Annotated in this window: 19 protein-coding genes and 2 pseudogenes; 11 read left to right on the top strand and 10 right to left on the bottom strand. The window is 63.5% G+C overall.

What is annotated here, in order from left to right; all coding sequences use genetic code 11:
- The first annotated feature begins 125 nt into the window (after positions 1–125).
- Complete coding sequence (locus AC3IF1_RS19915) at positions 126–854, top strand: Crp/Fnr family transcriptional regulator (RefSeq protein WP_489219025.1); 729 nt, start codon at positions 126–128, stop codon at positions 852–854.
- A gap of 24 nt (positions 855–878) precedes the next feature.
- Here AC3IF1_RS19915 and AC3IF1_RS19920 read toward each other — a convergent pair whose 3' ends face one another.
- From AC3IF1_RS19920 to AC3IF1_RS19935, 4 genes are all read right to left on the bottom strand, one after another.
- On the bottom strand, positions 879–1133 hold the full coding sequence (locus AC3IF1_RS19920) for a hypothetical protein (protein WP_489219026.1): 255 nt from the start codon (positions 1131–1133) through the stop codon (positions 879–881).
- Positions 1130–1873 (bottom strand): Crp/Fnr family transcriptional regulator, encoded by a 744-nt coding sequence (locus AC3IF1_RS19925; RefSeq protein WP_489219027.1) that lies wholly within the window; start codon positions 1871–1873, stop codon positions 1130–1132. The genes AC3IF1_RS19920 and AC3IF1_RS19925 overlap by 4 nt, the downstream gene beginning before the upstream one ends.
- Positions 1874–1890: 17 nt before the next feature.
- Positions 1891–2115, bottom strand: a complete 225-nt coding sequence (locus AC3IF1_RS19930; protein WP_489219028.1) for a hypothetical protein — start codon at positions 2113–2115, stop codon at positions 1891–1893.
- A gap of 186 nt (positions 2116–2301) precedes the next feature.
- Positions 2302–2862, bottom strand: a complete 561-nt coding sequence (locus AC3IF1_RS19935; RefSeq protein ID WP_489219029.1) for a chemotaxis protein CheB — start codon at positions 2860–2862, stop codon at positions 2302–2304.
- A gap of 134 nt (positions 2863–2996) precedes the next feature.
- Here AC3IF1_RS19935 and AC3IF1_RS19940 point away from each other — a divergent pair.
- Positions 2997–3368, top strand: a pseudogene (locus AC3IF1_RS19940) (helix-turn-helix domain-containing protein); the annotation flags it as partial.
- Between the two features lie 114 nt (positions 3369–3482).
- Here AC3IF1_RS19940 and AC3IF1_RS19945 read toward each other — a convergent pair.
- Positions 3483–3746 (bottom strand): hypothetical protein, encoded by a 264-nt coding sequence (locus AC3IF1_RS19945; RefSeq protein WP_489219030.1) that lies wholly within the window; start codon positions 3744–3746, stop codon positions 3483–3485.
- Positions 3747–4213: 467 nt separating this feature from the next.
- Between AC3IF1_RS19945 and AC3IF1_RS19950 the strand changes: the two genes are divergently transcribed.
- From AC3IF1_RS19950 to AC3IF1_RS19965, 4 genes and pseudogenes are all read left to right on the top strand, one after another.
- On the top strand, positions 4214–5698 hold the full coding sequence (locus AC3IF1_RS19950) for a methyl-accepting chemotaxis protein (RefSeq protein WP_489219031.1): 1485 nt from the start codon (positions 4214–4216) through the stop codon (positions 5696–5698).
- A 77-nt stretch (positions 5699–5775) separates the two neighbouring features.
- A complete protein-coding gene (locus AC3IF1_RS19955) occupies positions 5776–6867 on the top strand; it encodes an HD-GYP domain-containing protein (RefSeq protein ID WP_489219032.1) in 1092 nt (363 codons plus the stop codon).
- A gap of 32 nt (positions 6868–6899) precedes the next feature.
- On the top strand, positions 6900–7745 hold the full coding sequence (locus AC3IF1_RS19960) for a BLUF domain-containing protein (protein WP_489219033.1): 846 nt from the start codon (positions 6900–6902) through the stop codon (positions 7743–7745).
- Between the two features lie 123 nt (positions 7746–7868).
- Positions 7869–8824 (top strand): annotated as a pseudogene (locus AC3IF1_RS19965) (IS630 family transposase).
- A gap of 566 nt (positions 8825–9390) precedes the next feature.
- Here AC3IF1_RS19965 and AC3IF1_RS19970 read toward each other — a convergent pair.
- Together AC3IF1_RS19970 and AC3IF1_RS19975 are read right to left on the bottom strand one after the other, a co-directional pair.
- Entirely contained in the window at positions 9391–9627 is a 237-nt protein-coding gene (locus tag AC3IF1_RS19970; RefSeq protein ID WP_489219034.1) for a hypothetical protein, read from the bottom strand.
- An 84-nt stretch (positions 9628–9711) separates the two neighbouring features.
- Complete coding sequence (locus AC3IF1_RS19975) at positions 9712–10293, bottom strand: Ros/MucR family transcriptional regulator (RefSeq protein ID WP_489220422.1); 582 nt, start codon at positions 10291–10293, stop codon at positions 9712–9714.
- Between the two features lie 73 nt (positions 10294–10366).
- Between AC3IF1_RS19975 and AC3IF1_RS19980 the strand changes: the two genes are divergently transcribed.
- From AC3IF1_RS19980 to AC3IF1_RS20000, 5 genes are all read left to right on the top strand, one after another.
- On the top strand, positions 10367–10654 hold the full coding sequence (locus AC3IF1_RS19980) for a hypothetical protein (RefSeq protein ID WP_489219035.1): 288 nt from the start codon (positions 10367–10369) through the stop codon (positions 10652–10654).
- Positions 10655–10924: 270 nt separating this feature from the next.
- Entirely contained in the window at positions 10925–11203 is a 279-nt protein-coding gene (locus tag AC3IF1_RS19985) for a PilZ domain-containing protein (RefSeq protein ID WP_489219036.1), read from the top strand.
- 395 nt (positions 11204–11598) lie between these two features.
- Positions 11599–11847, top strand: a complete 249-nt coding sequence (locus AC3IF1_RS19990) for a hypothetical protein (RefSeq protein ID WP_489219037.1) — start codon at positions 11599–11601, stop codon at positions 11845–11847.
- 302 nt (positions 11848–12149) lie between these two features.
- A complete protein-coding gene (locus tag AC3IF1_RS19995; RefSeq protein WP_489219038.1) occupies positions 12150–12365 on the top strand; it encodes a hypothetical protein in 216 nt (71 codons plus the stop codon).
- A gap of 547 nt (positions 12366–12912) precedes the next feature.
- Positions 12913–14081, top strand: a protein-coding gene (locus AC3IF1_RS20000; RefSeq protein ID WP_489220288.1) for an IS3 family transposase whose coding sequence is annotated in 2 segments (ribosomal slippage) — positions 12913–13177 and positions 13177–14081 — 1170 coding nt in all. Because the reading frame shifts where the segments join, the coding sequence is not laid out codon by codon here.
- Between the two features lie 36 nt (positions 14082–14117).
- Here AC3IF1_RS20000 and AC3IF1_RS20005 read toward each other — a convergent pair.
- The 3 genes from AC3IF1_RS20005 to recD2 form a co-directional block, all read right to left on the bottom strand.
- Positions 14118–14297, bottom strand: a complete 180-nt coding sequence (locus tag AC3IF1_RS20005; protein WP_489219039.1) for a hypothetical protein — start codon at positions 14295–14297, stop codon at positions 14118–14120.
- On the bottom strand, positions 14294–14551 hold the full coding sequence (locus AC3IF1_RS20010; protein WP_244042879.1) for an amino acid transporter: 258 nt from the start codon (positions 14549–14551) through the stop codon (positions 14294–14296). Before AC3IF1_RS20010 ends, AC3IF1_RS20005 begins: the two co-directional genes overlap by 4 nt.
- Positions 14552–14804: 253 nt before the next feature.
- Positions 14805–17009, bottom strand: coding sequence for an SF1B family DNA helicase RecD2 (gene recD2, locus AC3IF1_RS20015; RefSeq protein ID WP_489219040.1), 2205 nt, complete (start codon positions 17007–17009; stop codon positions 14805–14807).
- Positions 17010–17055 lie beyond the last annotated feature (46 nt).

Consider the following 17055-nt stretch of genomic DNA (forward strand, 5'->3'; position numbering starts at 1 on the left):
TCATTTGATTGATATCTTGCCCTCTTAGGAGATTAGGCTCAAAGACAAGCAGGCGTCGGGCGCAGGCACGTTCAAGTGCTCCCGACCGAGAGCTCTTGGGCCTCCCGCTCCAAGTGAACGGGACCATGTCGCAACCGACGCAGGATAGCTGCCTCAATCGCTTGCTTAGATCCCTGAATCCGGACGATTTCTGTCTCCTGCGGCCGCACCTCGAACTCGTGGTCCTGTCGTTGAGCGATGTGCTGATCAAAGCCGACACCCCGATCACGCGGGTTGCCTTCGTCGAACGAGGCATCGTCTCGCTCGTCAGCGTCGCGGCAGATGGCCAGCAGGTCGAGGTCGGGCTCGTCGGATGCGAGGGCATGGTTGGCGTGCCGATCCTGCTCGACGCCGAGCGGACGCCAGACGAGGCCCGGGTTCAGGCTATCGGGCTGGCGCAGGTCATACCCGTGAGCGCCTTCTCCGAGGCGCTCCGGAGCAGTCCGCGCCTGCACAATCACCTGTTGCGGTATGCGCACGTCCTCGGCGTGCTTGCCACGTCCACGGCCCTAGCCAACGGCCGCTACACCCTGGAGCCGCGTCTCGCCCGCTGGCTGCTCATGGTCCACGATCGGACTGAGAGCGACGAGTTGCCGACGACGCATCGGTTTCTCTCGCTGATGCTTGGGGTCAATCGTCCGGGCCTGACGGGCGCGATCTCGGTCTTGGAGCGTTCTGGCGTGATCGGTCGACAGCGCGGTACCCTGATCGTCCGCAATCGCGCGGCGCTGCTCGCTCTAGCCGGCCCCTCCTACGGCGCTCCGGAAGCCGAATACGAACGGCTGTTTACGGGTTCGGCACCGGGCGGCCACTGAGAACCTTCTCAGTCCCACCCCAAGCTACGCGCCGACCCGTTTGCTGCTAAGATGCTGCTCGATCCAGTCCTGAGCCGCGTCCAGGTCCAAGAACAGGGGAGCACCGATCACTGCGGTCGGGCCGAAGCCAGCTTCCAAGAACCACAGGCCCACATCGGCACCGTGCTGGTCGGAGAGCCGAACCAGGACTGCCACGAGGAAGCCGTCCGCGAACACGAGTTGTCCGTTGCGGTCTTGACTGCTGGTGGCGACTCGCACCGGCTGAAGATGCAGCGTCATCCCCCCGCTCGCTTCCGCAAATGCAGGTAGGTCGCGTCGAACTCGGAGGCGCGGATCAGCTCATCCCACGCCTTCACCACCAGGGTGTGCCGGTGCAGCGTGATCAGCCCGCGACCGCGCATATCCCGCAACACGCGGTTGATGTGGACGGGCGTCATACCCGTGGCATCGGCGAGATCGGTCTGAGTGATCGGTAGGGGGCAGCGGTGGTCGCCCGCCAGACCGACCGCCTCCTGCTTCAGGTACAATTCGCATAAGAGGTGCGCCAAGTGCTCGAATGCCGGGCGGCGCCCCATGGCGATCAACCATTCCCGGAAGATCGCCGCGTCGATCAGCGTGTCACGCCAGAGCGTGGCCGCGATACCCGGGAAGCGGTTCGTGAGGTCGTGCATGCTCCCATGCGGGATGAACGCGACCGTTGCCCGGGTCATCGTCCCGAGGTTGTGGTCCATCAGTGGGATGTGCAGGCTCTGCAAATCCGGGGTGTCGCCCGCGATGTGGAACGAGAAGATCTGGCGGCGCCCCTCGCTCAGGAACTTGTAGCGGTAGGCCCAGCCTTCCAGGATGACACAGCACTGGGTCGCGAGATCGCCCTCCCGCACGATGTCCTGTCGGGCCGACAGGGTCCGCACCCGGACCGGCAGGCTCTCGATCGCATGCCGCTCCTCATCCAAGAGGCGGCTGACGCTCTCCAGCTTGCGGATGAGCGGATAGAGGACGTGGGGGAGCTTCGAAGCCATCGAGGCATCGCCTTGCGTTACAGGCGGAAGCGCACGGCGCTCCCAGGCGGCAGCACCTGTTCTGGAGCGGCTGACGATCGTTCATCTGTACAGCCCATGTCGGCGCCATATGCGATCCTGGGATAGGATTTCTCGCGATTGCCACAGGGCTTCATGAGCAGGACGTTCACGGCCTTTGCAAGAACGTGGACGGTGTCGCCCTCCTTGAGGCCCATCGCCTCCACCGCGTCGATCATCATCACCGAGGACATCCAGTAGGTCGTGCCGACTAGTTCGATCTCGAGTTAAGCCATCACGCCCCTGCGCTTGATCGCCGTCACCGTGGCGGGGATGTCGTTGCGGGCACCGTGCTTCGTGGGGCGTCCTTCAAAGGCCACTGACTCGGCTGGGTAGCTCAACCTACGCCAGAGCCACCGGCTTTTTGAAGCTCAGCGACCAACACAGAGAGCAGCAACGCGCTCAGCGAGCCGGTCGCTCGTAAGGGGTGCCTCAGGGTGATCGCGCCTCACCGCCGCTAAGGGCATCTTGGGATGTTCGGCCTCTTCCAGGTCTTGGACCAAGCCAAGGCCACCATGCGCCGTGATCGCCCGCATCCCCTCGGCGCCGTCAATGTTCGCGCCGCTGAGTACGACCCCGACGACGCGCTCGCCGTAGGTTTTGGCCGCTGAGATGAACAGGGGATCAGCGGCCGGGCGCGCGAAGTGGAACTTGACCCCTCGATCAAGACTGATCGCACCGAAGCGCAACCGCATGTGGTGGTCGGGTGGCGCAACGTAGATATGGCCACACTCGATCGCCTCCCCGTGGCGTGCGAAGGCTACCGGAAGATTGCCACGTTGGGTGAGGATGTCAGGGAGGCAGCTTCGATGTGTCCCGATGTGCTGGACGATGAACACGGAGGCGCGACACGTGCTGGGCAGAGCCTCGACGATCCGCATGAGCGGACCGAGGCCACCGGCGGAGGTGGCGATGACGATGATTGGGCTCATCTCATTGAGACAATCACCGGGGCAGGCGACGGTTCGTTCTCTTGCGGCCGAACTTCCGAGGCGGCGAAGAAGTGGACCGACCCTGTAGTAGGCTGGCCGGGCGGCCATACCATCACGGCTCGCCCGGCCTCGCGCGCCTTCCACCTGGTCTTGCGGCCCGATTCACCCTGGCCGAGCAGGCCGTCCTCTCCCTCGTAGCCGCCGAGGTCGTTCGCCGGAAGGATTGTCGCCTGTCTGTGCCGAACCTCGCCGCAGTCACCGGCGTGGCCGAGACCACCGTGCGCAACGCCATCCGCCAAGCCCGGAAGCTCGGTCTCGTGACGGTCGAGGAGCGCCAGATCACCGGCTTTCATAACGACACGAACACGCCTACTAAAATTCTAGTCCTGTCAGAATCTAGGACAACGGAACCAAAGAAGGGCTGCCGACGAGCGGCGGGCGACCTCGATCGATCCGACCGTGCGAGAATCCGCGCGGGTAGTGTAGGCGGTCCAGCCGTGCGGTGAGGGTCTGCAGGCAGATAGTATACCAGACATTGGAGTGGCGATGTGTCGAGATTAACGGTGCGTGTATCGTTCGCGTACTATGCGTTAAGTACAGTTTCTGCGCGACCTGCCTGGTCAAAGCGTTGCTGCAACATGACGGGTTTCGAACTCATCCGCGCTCTGGTGCAGGACGCTGCCATCGGTATCATTGTCACCGATGCGGCGATCGACTCGCCTGGACCAACTATCATTTATGCTAACGTCGCCTTCAGGTTTGTGGTTAGACGCAGTCTCGTTAACATTGTCTGGCAAAGCCCCTGCTTCATGCAGGGTAAGGAACCCCGCCGGACTGCGCTTGACGCTTTCGGCCGGGCGCTCGCAGTTGGTGAGCGCTTTCATGGCTACCTTACCAACTACCGCTCTGATGATACCAAGTACCGGTTCGAAATCGGTTGCCGGCCTCTGTGAGCCGCCGGTGGGCGAGTCGAAAACTTTGTCGCGTTCGAGCGCGAGGTCGTCCGCCGGATCGGGCGCCCCGCCACTAGCGCGGCCGGACGATACGAGCCGACCAGCGTAAGTAACGACTCGTTAACTGCGGCGCTACGGACACTCGCCGCGTTTGAACACGCCTGAGTTGTATCTTGGAAATACTGATCGCGCTGGTACTTGTAATACGAAGCCGTCAAATGATAGATTGTTGCTTTTTACGTCAAAACTACGGTTTTTAACGATTAATTAGGAGCAATAGTGCATTATTATAACACAGCTACAAAATAACATGGCTCTTTAGCCGCCAAACATCAGTTTTGCTTAGCCTCTGTGTTCGCTGTCGAAAAGCCTCCATTGATCACTGAGAGTCGATGACTATGCTTGGTGGAACGCGGACGCATGCCGATCTCGTCGCCAAATTCGACGCCTTGAGCCAATCGCAAGCCATCATCGAGTTCAAGCCCGACGGCACCATCCTCACCGCCAACGCCAACTTCCTGAGCGCCATGGGCTACACGCTGCCCGAAGTGCAGGGGCAGCACCACGGCATGTTCGTTGAGCCCCGCTACCGCGATAGCGTCGAATACCGGACCTTCTGGGATGACCTGCGACGGGGCACGTTCCAGTCCGCCGAGTTCAAGCGCATCGCCAAAGGCAGTCGCGCCGTGTGGATCCAGGCGAGCTACAACCCCGTACTCGACCGCGCCGGGCGCGTCGTGAAAGTCGTCAAGTTCGCCGCCGACATCACCGCACAGAAGCTGCGTGCACTGGATGCCAACGGGCAGATCGCCGCCCTGCACCGCTCCCAGGCGGTGATCGCTTTCGATCCAACCGGCATGATCCTCGACGCCAACAGCAACTTCCTCGACGCGATGGGCTACCGCTTCGACGAGATCCAGGGCCGGCACCACAGCATGTTCGTGGACGCAGCCGAGCAGGCCGGCCCGGCCTACCGTGGGTTCTGGGACCGGCTAGGCCAGGGCACCTTCGCGGCGGGCGAGTTCCGGCGCATCGCCCGGGGGGGCCGCGAAGTCTGGATCCAGGCGAGCTACAACCCGATCACCGATGCGGATGGGACGGTGCTCAAGGTGGTGAAGTTCGCCGCCGACATCACCGCGCAGGTGCAGGAGCGCCAGCGGCGGGCCGAGGCGCAGCGCGCGATCGGCACTGACCTCGATGCGATCGGCACCGCGGTCGAGGCCGTCACGCGCCAGACCGCCGAGGCCGCCGGCATAGTGGGACAGGTTTCCAACGACATCCAGTGTGTCGCCTCGGGCGCGGAGGAACTGTCGGCCTCAGTCGGGGAGATTAGCCAGCAGGTCAGCCACGCCGCGCGCATGGCCGGCGAGGCGGTCGAACAGGCGCGTCATACCAGCGGCATCGTCGAGGGCCTGAGCGGCCAGGCCACGCAGATCGGCGACGTCGTGACGATGATTCAGGGGATCGCCGCGCAGACCAACCTGTTGGCGCTCAACGCCACAATCGAGGCGGCGCGAGCCGGCGCCTCGGGTAAGGGTTTCGCTGTTGTGGCTTCCGAAGTGAAGGCCTTGGCCGAGCAGACCGCCAAGGCCACCGACCAGATCCGCGGGCAGATCACCGCGACGCAGGCAGCCACACGCGAGGCGGTCAATGCGATCGGCGCGATCCAAGGCACGATCCGATCCCTCGACGAGGTCTCAGCGGCGATCGCGGCGGCGGTCGAGGAGCAGTCCGCCGTGACGCGGGAGATGTCGGGCAGCATGCATACGGCCGCCCACGGGGTAGCGACGATCGCCGGCGGCATGGAGGCGATCGCTCGAGCGAACGAGCAGGTCGATACGGCAACACGCCAAGTGCGTGAGGCGGCGCGCGTGGTCGCGTGATCCGAGCGGTTCGGGTGGGACCAGCTGGTCATGTCGCGCTGGTGGGGAAGTCGAGCGACGTTCTTTGAGGACGCGGCATGAGTGAGCTTCTGCTGATCACGGACGACCCGCGCCGCGGCGAACGGTTGGCGCAAGATCTCGGTACCTTTCGCGCCTGCCGTATACACGATCTGTACGCGGAGGCTTTGGAAACCGGCACCCCCGCGCTTATCGTCAGCGACGTCAGTACCCTGACTTCCGACGCGGTCCTGCGGCTCCGTCGGATCCTGGGTCGGGTCCGTGGTGATGGCGTGCCATACCTTTTTTTGGTGCATGGCAACGCCGCCCGCGCCGAAGCTCAGGCTCAAGCTCTCGGCGCTACCGGCACTCTCGGGTTCGGCGTGGCTGCGCAGACCCTTCTGGCGGCGCTGGAAGGTCTGCACTGGTGCGAGGATCCGTCCGCCCCCGCGGTGGAACGCCATGCCGGGGCGGCGCAGCGCTTGCTCGCGGACATGTTCGTACCGGGTGTGCTGGTCACGCCGGCGGCGATCGAGACGGGGACCGGTCTCGTGACCCGCGCCATCCGCGAGGCCGGTGTCCGCGCCTGGATCCAAGCGGTACGCCGCTTTGACAACGCCACGCACCAGCATTGCCTGCTGGTCGCAGGCCTCGCCGCCGCCTTCGCCAGCCGCCTCGGGTTTGCCGCAGCCGATCGTCATCGTCTGACGAAGGCCGCGTTGCTGCACGATGTCGGCAAGATCCGCGTCCCGCCCGCGATCCTGAACAAGCCGGGTCAACTCGACGCAGTGGAATTGTCAGTGATGCGCACCCATCCCGTTCTTGGTCACGCCATGCTCCTGGGTTGTGGCTTTGAGGATGCGATGCTTACCGTGGTCCGCTCGCACCACGAGATGCTCGACGGGTCCGGCTACCCCGATGCACTGTTGGGCGGGCAGATCCCAGACCTCGTGCGGTTGGTGACGGTCTGCGATGTTTATGGAGCGTTGATCGAGCGGCGGCCCTACCGCGCGCCTATGGCCGGCAAGCAAGCCTTCAGCATTCTGGATGGGATGGTCGGTCGCCTCGATGGCGATCTCGTGCGCGCGTTCCAGCCGATAGCCGCAGCGTTCGACCCGTCCATGCGGGCGGCGGCGCACGATCGAGCAGCCCATGCCGCTCACATTCGCTGATTACGACTTGCCGACCGGACGGAGACTTGCCGATGAGCGTGCTGTACCGCCTTGTCTACGCCAGCAAAAACCTTCTGACAGGGACTGAGGCCGAGGCTGCAATCGAACAAATCCTCGTGGCATCGCGACGGAACAACGAGCGCGCGGGGGTCACTGGCGCGCTGATGTTCAACGGCGGCGCCTTCGCGCAGGTGCTGGAAGGGCCGCAAAAGGGCGTCGAGGAGACGTTCGAACGTATCCAGCGCGATCCCCACCACGGCGACGTGACGGTGTTGGAGGGCGGCCCGATCAGGGAGCGTGGGTTCGTGAACTGGTCGATGGCCTTCGTCGGGCAGTCGGTTCGCGGTCAGGCGCTGTGGAATGAGCTGGCGGCGGAGAGCGGGTTCGATCTCAAGCGCTTCAACGCAGATGCGGTGTTCACGATGCTGCACGATCTCGTGCTGGAGGAGGAGCCACTTGGCAGCCCTACCGACGCTTTGACAGACGAAACGCCTCCTCCTCAATCGTTCGACGGGCCGCAGGCACGCGAGGAGGTAGCGCATTTCAGTTCCGAAACGGTGGCGAGAGCCGAACGGCAAAACGCGACCTGGGATCAAGAGAGCGTCGCTGCCTTGGCTGTCTTGAAGGCTGCTCTCGCGGACGAGCGTGGCCGGACGATGGAGCTCCGGGGTGCGGTGGACGAGATGCACATCGCCGTGGCCGAGATCCATGCCGTATGCGATCGATTGCAGGTCGAGCGCGATCTCTGGATGCACCGTGCCCGAACCTTGGTTGCGGTCTTTTACGAGGACCCGCAGGAGATCCGTTGCCCCCTTCTCGGCGCCGAGGTCGTAGAGGGACAGAATATGGCCGCTGTGCCAAACCGCGCCGTCGCTTAAGCGACATACACCACGGCTCAAGATGTTTTGCTCGATTAGAGCCGTGTCCGGCTGTGTTGAATCGTTGAGGTAGCGGGCAGTCTGCGGATCTGATTCGATGTTAGGCTTTCCGAGGAGGTCGGGATGCCGTCAGCGCTATCGGTGGATCTGCGAGAACGGGTGATCGCGGCGATCGAGGCAGGAGCCTCGCGCCGCCAGGCGGCCAAGCGCTTCGGGATTGGCCCGTCCAGTGCGATCCGCTGGTACGAACGCTTCCAGGCGGAGGGCGTGATCGCACCCCGGCCCTCGTGCGGGCCGCGACCTGCGCTCGCCATCGAAGCGCACGCTGAGCGGATCCTTCAGATCGATCGAGAGCAGCCGCAAGCCTTCCTGCACGAGGTGCGTGATATCCTGGCCGAGCAGGGTGTCCGCACGAGCGTCAGCGGGCTGTGGCGGTTCTTCGCCCGGCTTCGGATCACCCGTAAAAAGGGGCTGTCTACGCGGCCGAGCAGGAGCGTCCGGACGTGAGAGCCGCACGGGAGGTGTGGTTCGAGAGACAACTCGACCTCGACCCCGATGCCGTCGTCTTCATCGACGAGACGGCGACCGCCACGAACATGGCCCGCACCTACGGTCGGGCTCCACGCGGCGAACGCTGCCGGTTCCTCGTGCCCCAGGGCCATTACAAGACCACCACCGTCACCGCCGCCCTGCGCACCAGCGGTTTGGTCGCCACCACCCTGTTCGACGGCGCCACCAACGGCGCGCGCTTCCGCGCCTAGGTCACCGACACCCTGGTCCCGGTGCTGAAGCCGGGTGACACCGTCATCCCCGACAACCTGCAATCCCACAAAGTCATCGGCGTGCGCGAAGCTATCCAGGCGGTCGGCGCACGGCTCCTCTACCTCCCGGCCTACTCACCCGACTTCAACCCGATCGAGCAGGCCTTCTCAAAGCTTAAGGCGCTGCTGCGCACCGCCGCTGCCCGAACCGTCCCAGACCTTTGGGCAGCCATCGCCCGGGCCTTCGCAGCCTTCACCCCAGCGGAATGCCGCAACTACATCGCCGCCGCCGGATACGACGCTTATGACCCAACCTAAACGGCAACAGCTCTAATGAGGGCTCTAGCATCGCGGTCGTTGAGCGCCGGGTCCTCGCGCTCTTTCCCGATCACGCCGGAGGAGCCGGCTGGGCGCGGCCGGAATAGGTGAACAGCATGCGCCCGGAGGCGTCAGTGACGGTGGCGATACGAGGGCGATCAGGCCTGCTCCCGTCGACCTCGTAGGTCGCTATCGTAATAGCGTCCGCCTCGTCCTTCGCTTGGTAAACTCGGGGCGCGCTCCGCGGCACCCCAACCTTCCCGATTCGATCGATCTTGACGCAGTATGCCATGTCCGACGCCTCCATATTGGAGGCCTGCGCTGGCGGCTCGGGAGGAGAAATTGCCAGCGCAGGCGGTGCCAAAGCCGTTGGCCCTCAGCGTTGACGCACCAACGTTGCACACGTTCAACATCTCAGCTCGGAAATTTGACGACTTTTTAAAACTTAAAACAAAAAGCCGTCTTATTCTGATGATCTAACTCTGCTGTGGCAAAAGAAGCGCAAGACGCTCTTGAACGCGTGCGGCAATCAGATGCCGCGACGGAGCGGGTGTCCAGATATGCCCCTAGGGATTGATGAGCGGGCTGTGCTTATCGCCGCCTGCCTTGCCGGTCCCATCGTTGACGCCGGAGTTGTGGGGGTTGACCTCGTGGTGCTGGTCGCGCGGCGGATCGGGAAAGTCCGTGAGTGCGCGCCAGGGCGTGGCAGAGGTACCGAGGCGGAGAGCGCCAGGAAGACGGAACAGCCAGACCGCGAGCACCATCCACGGCACGACGAAGAACGCGAAAGCGGCCAGACCCATGGCGGTCCTCCAAGAGGTGCCTACTGGATCGATGGGGAGCAGCGGGCAAGTTGTTCCTAATCCCACGGCTCTGGTTCAGCGTAGTCAAATGATTGAAGCAGAAGCCGGATTGATCGATCTTAAGCCTCTACAAGCTCCTTGACCCTTCGCGGTCGACCAGGCATGCTTCGGCTTGTCGGAGACGTTCGCCGCGGGCTCAGCAGCTTTCGCGGCCGCCGTTTTGCGCTGGCTGCCGAGGCCGAAGCTCTTGGCGAGCGCCGAGCGCTGCGCCGAGTAGCTTGCTGCTGTGGAGGGGTAGTCCCTAGGCAGGCCATAGTGCTCACGGTATTCCTCGATCGTCAGACCGTTGCCGGTGAGGTAGCGCTTCATCGTTTTGCACGGCTTGCCGTCGATGAAGCTGATCAGCGCGTCCGGCGTGATCGACTTGCGGATCTGGACGGGTGTGATCTTATCAGTGGCCGGAGCAGCAAGTGCGCCGGCATTGCCAAGCCCCGTGAGCGCAGCGCGCGTAGTGGCGATCAGCACCGCCATTTCGGCCGGTCGTACCGAATTTCTGGACACATAGGCCGAGGCGAGGTCAACCGTGAGCTCTATATAATCGATGGCAGCAGCCTCGATGGTTCTGCGTTCTTGTCCACGATGCACCTGCCTTTGTTGAAGACGCATATTCTGTGGACGGGTGTCAAAATGCAATCATATTCAAGGGTGAATTTGTATTTCTGCTGCTATCGATACCGCGATGATGCAGGTTCCAGGCCTTGAAAGCGCCGCGCATATCATCGCCGAGAACGTAGCCTCGGCGTTCGTGCACGCGTGCGATGGCGCGGACTTTGACGATTTATCCCGAGAGACCGTCGTAGCTCGCTTGTTGCGCGAGATCCTGTCCGTGATGCCAACTCAGTGCAGCAACACTCTGACTGCCGCGTGCAACCACGCCCTCGACAACACTGTCGGCATGATGGGCCTCACTTGCCCTCGCGTCGAGGCAATCGACGCCAACGACGGCTCGGTGACGATGCGTCCATGATGAGGGGGCGGGCCGGATCCCGTGCCGACGTGGTTCGGCACTGCGCCGCTCAGCGTTCGAGCCGGAGCGACAGATGCGATGTAGCACGTGAGCGAGTCGACGGGGGATCAATGAGTGCTGAGGGGGGCGCTCTATAGAAGGCGGCCACGGTAGCGCGCCTTGCACCATTGGTCCAAGCTCAATCGGCTAACCCTGCGATTCTCATCATCAGCTATAAAGGTTTAAGGATCACGTGCCATCGTGATGATCTCATCTCAGTAGTGCATCGCGATGTTAGAGCGCCGCGCCAAGCTTCGTGTGACGTCAACGTTAGAGGGACGCGCATCGTTCGCGGGCACCCCCGTTCAATCCCCCTGCCTGGTGCTCAACCACAGCTCCAACGGCGCATGCATCCTGTTCGCCGCGGGCATGAAAGTGCCGAACACGTTCGATCTCTCGATCGGCAGGGCCAGCACCGCACTGCCAGTCAGGGTCGTGTGGCGTCGCAACACGACTATGGGCGTTACCTTCCTGATCCCGCGGATCGTGCCAGACGTGATCCCGGGCTGAAGTGGGGCGGTTTGCCACCCTGATCGCCGACAACGTCGTATCTGTCTTCGAGCGCGACCGAGCTGGAGCGCCAGGCGGACAGGGCAAAACTTCGGACCGCGAACTGCGCCCTCAAGCTTTGCGAGGTGAAAGTGAAGGTCTTGGATAATCCCTATCCAATTGAACCGCTCGATAGATAACACCTAACAACGGGATTGGCCTACTGCATCGACCGGAGGCATCCGGTCGTCTCGCACTGGCCGTGAAGGTGGCCGTTGCTGCTTTCCCGCACCCAAGCCAACCGGCCCTTGCCACGTCGGGCACGCGACGGTGCCGCTCTCGGCCGGGTCCGCGGCGATCGTCGCCATGATGCGGCGCAGGGGATCGGTCTCGGTCGGCGGGGCGATGGAGGCTGCATGCAGCCCGGCCGCGAGCCCGTAAAGCGCTGCGATGGCGGTCTGCTGGCGGACCTCTCGGGCGTCGTCCCGGGTTTCCGTCGTCACGGCGGCGGTGAGCGCCATCTGGCGGGCGGTCTCGAAGCCGGCGGTGAAGGCGGCTTGCTCGCTGGTGGTAAAGCTGTCCGTCAAAATGATCCAAACCCATCATTCGATGAGTTGCTTAAACTGTTGATGGCCAACAAGGGTCTGCACCTTCAGACCGAGTGATATCCATGACCCATCGAACGGAAAATCCCAGCAATTTCTGGGTCGATCTTGAGCATAACGTTTCGTCAAAAGTAGGCGAGGCACTTAACACAGATGATATTCCATATGCATTGCTGATCTCATATCTGCGTGATTTGGAGGCCATGGCGCGGACAGAATGCCATAGCCGACAGACCGTCCAAATCATCGCCTCAGGCCGTCGTGTCCTAGGGGATCGGACGGAGGTTGGACCGAAGGATGGTCCGTTCACGTATGCAGTCGCGTGAGCGCGGGACCGAACCCCAAAAGGGGCAAATCACGCCATGAATGAGCAAGCGTTCGCGATCCTGCTGGCCTCGATCTTCACCTCCGGCTGCGCGGTGATCCAGATAGCCGGACGGCATCCTCAAGCTGTAACGGCAATCCTCCTGCTCCTCGTAGTAAGCCTCGGTCCGTTCGTGGGTCTCGTCGCCTTGGCGCAGAGGGGAGAGCCGAGCGTCCAGGCCAAGCAGCCTGCGGCCGTTCACAGGCTCCGTTAGATTATGGCTATGCTCGCTTGGGCCGGCATGACCCTGGCCTTCCTGGCGCCCGTACCGCCGATGTACGAGAAGACGGAGGAACCAAGGCGCCCCGCTCTCGGCGCCATAAATTGGCTCGTGTTGTCCCTGTGTGGCGGCATTGCCCTGCTGGTGGCAGCCTCGCCCATTCTCACAGCTCTAAGCGCATCTAGCACATAGAACGCATTCCGGGCACGCTGTGAAGTCGTGGGTGGAACCGTTCTCTATGTCTGGCAAGGGTCCCGTCCCTATACCTGCCATCACAGGAAAGCCACATCAGGATGAAGGTGACAATCTTCAGAACACTATCCAAACTTCTCGATGAAACCGTGCATCAATCCCATCAAATGCAGGTGCATAGGTCAACGTATCGGTCATAAGATGTGTTTTGTGGTAGGTCCAGGAATGCATCGTGCCAGCCGACACCACTCCAACTGCCAAATCAGCATGCTCGTTCATGGCGGTGGCCTGCCCCCTGAAAAGTGGTCCTCCCTGAGGTATGGCTTCGCGCCATGTGGAGGATGTTATGATGCGTCGGAAGAAGCATACGGCTGAAGAGATCGTCGCGAAGCTGCGTCAGGTCGATGTTTTGGTCTCGCAGGGCCGCAAGGTCTCCGAAGCAATCCGATCCATCGAGGTGACGGAGGTCACGTACTATCGTTGGCGATCCGAGTACGGCGGCCTGAAGGGTGATCAGGTCAAGCGGCTGAAGTCCTTGGAGACGGAGAACCTGCGCCTGCGTCGGGCGATCTCGGACCTGACGCTGGAGAAGCTCATCCTGAAGGAGGCAGCTTCGGGAAACTTCTGAGCCCGGCTCGCCGCCGGGCTTGCGTCGACTACGTCGTGGCCGAGCATGGCGTGTCGGAACGGTTCGCTTGCCGCGTTCTTGGTCAGCACCGCTCGACACAGCGCAAGCGCGCCGTGGTGGTCGAGGACGAGGCGGCATTGACCGCCGCCATCGTCGCACTGGCTCTCCAGTACGGGCGCTACGGCTACCGTCGGATCACGGCGATGCTCCGCCGCGATGGCTGGACGGTGAACGTGAAGCGGGTCGAACGGATCTGGCGGCTGGAGGGGCTCAAGGTTCCAGCGCGACAGCCGAAGCGAGCCCGCCTCTGGCTCAACGATGGCTCCTGCCTCCGTTTGCGGCCGGAGCGGCCCGGCCACGTCTGGTCTTACGACTTCGTCGAGCACCGCACGCACAATGGGCGCAAGTATCGGATGCTGAACGTGGTCGATGAGTTCACCCGTGAGTGCCTGGCCATCCGTGTGTCCCGTAAGCTGAAGGCGTACGACGTGATCGATGTCCTCTCGGATCTGTTCAGCCTGCGCGGCGTGCCCGAGCATATCCGTTCGGACAATGGCCCGGAGTTCATCGCCAAAGCCGTCCAAGACTGGATCACAGCGGTCGGCTCGAAGACGGCTTACATCGAGCCGGGCAGTCCTTGGGAAAACGGGTACTGCGAGAGCTTCAACGCGAAGCTACGGGATGAACTCCTCAACGGCGAGGTGTTCTACACCCTCAAGGAAGCCAGCGTCGTGATCGAGCGATGGCGGAGGTACTACAACAGCATCCGACCCCACTCGTCACTCGGCTACTGCCCGCCTGCGCCGGAGGTCGTCATCCGGCCACCGGAACCGGGCGGCTCAGTACCGTCCGCTCGCCCCGCCATCGTCACGCGACCGACGATGCACTAACTTCAAACCTGGGCCACCGGATGGGGGCAGGCCAGACTACTCTCCGGCCGATTTACGCTCAGCTTGATATTTAAGCCATATCGCACGATCAGCTTCAGCGCGTTTGAGACGGTCAGTTTCCTTCTCGTGCGTCAGCCAAAGGACGATGCCGACCATCGTCGCCAGGACGAGCGGGCCGAGAAAAAGAACAACCGTCTGTGCGAGCGTCAGGCTCACGCGCGCAGGGCTCCGAGCAGGCGTCTGGCCACCAGATGTAGTATACCTGCCAGGAGACTCCAACCAATCAGAAGTGCGCTTGCAGTAAGCGCGCTGGCGGTGCCCGAGAAGATTGCCACTGATGGGGAGATGCCGCCGACAGCCACGGAGGCGACTGCGACGCCGTTGACCCACATCGCCGTCAGCTTCGCCCGCTCGTTGCGGATCAGCTTGGCGTCGTCGGGGCTGAGGGGCGGGATTTCGGTATCGGCCATAATAAGGGGCAGCTCGGAGCAACCGAGGGGTTGAACAAGGGCTCGATCCGTGAGGCCATTTAGAACAAATTAGGAACAAAATCCAGGGTTGATCTCGCCTTCCTGCCGGCTTTGGCGCTACCATCCCCGAAATACCAGAGCGCGGCCTTAGGTAGTTATCGGCGGCGCAGGCCGCGACGCATCGCATCAGCAGGGCACGGTCACGGTCACGGCCCTGCGCCATACATTCTCGCGTTCCCGTTCGTGACAGCCATCACTGTGGTTGTAGCGTTGCCCTGAGCCATTCACGAAGCTTCGTCCAACGCGGCCGCATGTTGCCGCCGCGGACCGCGACCCCGAGCGCCTTGCGCTGTGCGAGCAGCACGACGAGGCGCGTGCCGCGGGTCACACCCGTGTACAGGAGGTTCCTCGCCAGCATGGTCCAATGCAGCATGGCGAGCGGGATCACCACCGCCGGGTACTCCGAGCCTTGCGATTTGTGGATGGTCGTGGCGTAGGCCGGTACCAGCGTGTCCAGCTCGCCGTAAGGGTAGATCACCTCCCGCCCCTCGAAATCGACAATCACCGCCCCCTCGTCCTGATCGATGCGCGCCACCGTGCCGAGATCACCGTTGAACACCTCCCGGTCGTAGTCGTTTTGGCTCTCCATCACCCGGTCCCCGGGCGAGAAGCGCCAGCCGAACCGCTCCACCGAGACGGAGGGGTTCGGGTTCAGCACCGCCTGAAGCTCATGGTTGAGGTTGCGCGCGCCGAGCACGCCGCGCTGCATCGGGGTGAGCACCTGAATGTCCCGGACCGGGTCGAGGCCGAAGCGGGCCGGGATGCGCTTGGTCACCACCTCGATCAGCGTTGCCACTGCCGGCTCGGGCTCGTCGATCTCGATCAGGTGGAAGTCACTGTCCGCGCCCCGTGCGGCCGGTTCGGGCATTTTGCCGGCATTGATCCGGTGCGCGTTCATGACAATCCGGCTCTCGGCCGCCTGCCGAAACACCTCAGTAAGCCGCGCCACCGGGATAGCTCCCGAAGCGATGACGTCCGCCAAGACCTGCCCAGGCCCAACGGAGGGCAGCTGGTCGACGTCGCCGACGAGGAGCAGCGCAGCGTGCTCCGGGATCGCCTTGGTTAGGGCGTTCATCAGTGGCACATCGACCATCGAAGTCTCATCGATCACCAGCAGGTCGCATGCGAGCGGGTTGTCCTCGTTACGCGAGAAGCCGCCGTGCTTCGGGTTGATCTCCAGCAGGCGGTGGATCGTCTTGGCCTCCAGCCCGGTCTGCTCGGTCATGCGCTTGGCCGCTCGGCCGGTTGGGGCGGCGAGCAGCACCTGCACGCCCTTTGCCCGCAGGATCCGCAATATCGTGTCGAGCGTCGAGGTTTTGCCCACCCCCGGACCGCCGGTGATCACCGCGAGCTTGGCGCCGAGCACGCGGCGGACAGCCTCACTCTGCGAGGGTGAGAGTGCCTTGCCGGTCTTCTCGTGGACCCAGGGCAGCGCGCGGGCGAGGTCAATCTCGGGCCAGGGCGGCGTGCCCTTCGCTCGCCGGAGTAGCCGCTCGGCGATCATCCGCTCGGCGGCGTGCAGCCCGGCCAGGAAGATGCACGCCTTATCGCCGAGGATGTCCTGCACGACCTCACCGGTCTCCAGCACGTTGAGCAGCGCCGAGCGGATCAGCGTGGCCTCAACGCCGAGCAGTTCACCCGCGAGCTTGATCAGCTCCGCCACAGGTAGGGCACAGTGGCCGCCGTCAGTCGCCGTCTGAAGGGCAAACGAAATGCCCGCGCGCAGCCGCTGCGGCGCCTCCGGGGTCAGCCCGAGTTTCATCGCGATGGCGTCGGCGGTCTTGAAGCCGATGCCGCGGATGTCCTTGGCCAGCCGATACGGATCCTCGGTCATGACCGCGATGGCCTCGTGACCGTAGGTCTTGAAGATCCGCACCGCCCGCGCCGTTCCGACGCCGTGAGCGTGCAGGAACAGCATGATCTCGCGCACGGCCTTCTGCTCGGCCCAGCCGGCGATGATGCGGGCGGCGCGCTTCGGGCCGATGCCGGCGACCTCGGGCAGCCGCTGCGGCTCAGCCTCGATGATCTCGAAGGTGCCTTCCCCAAAGGCCGCGACGATGCGCTTGGCCATGGCGGGACCGATGCCGCGCATGTGGCCCGACGCGAGGTACTTCTCGATGCCCTCGACCCCGGTGGGCGGCGTGACCTTGAGGGTATCGGCTTTGAACTGCACGCCGTGCTGGCGGTCCGTGTGCCAGATGCCGGTGGCGGTGATCCACTCGCCGGCCGCGATGGCGGGGGCATGGCCGATCACCGGCACGAGGTCGCGCTTGCCCCGCGCCTGGACCTTCAGGACGCAGAAGCCGGTCTCGGGGCTGTGAAAGGTGACGCGCTCGATGGTACCGGCCAGCGCCTCGATCTCTGGACCGGCCGAGCCGGGGAATGCGCGCGCAGCCACGGCGGCTATGGGATCCTACAAGCCTGCCCCGGAGTCTGAGGCCCCG

Source organism: Methylobacterium sp. E-012 (assembly GCF_057836545.1).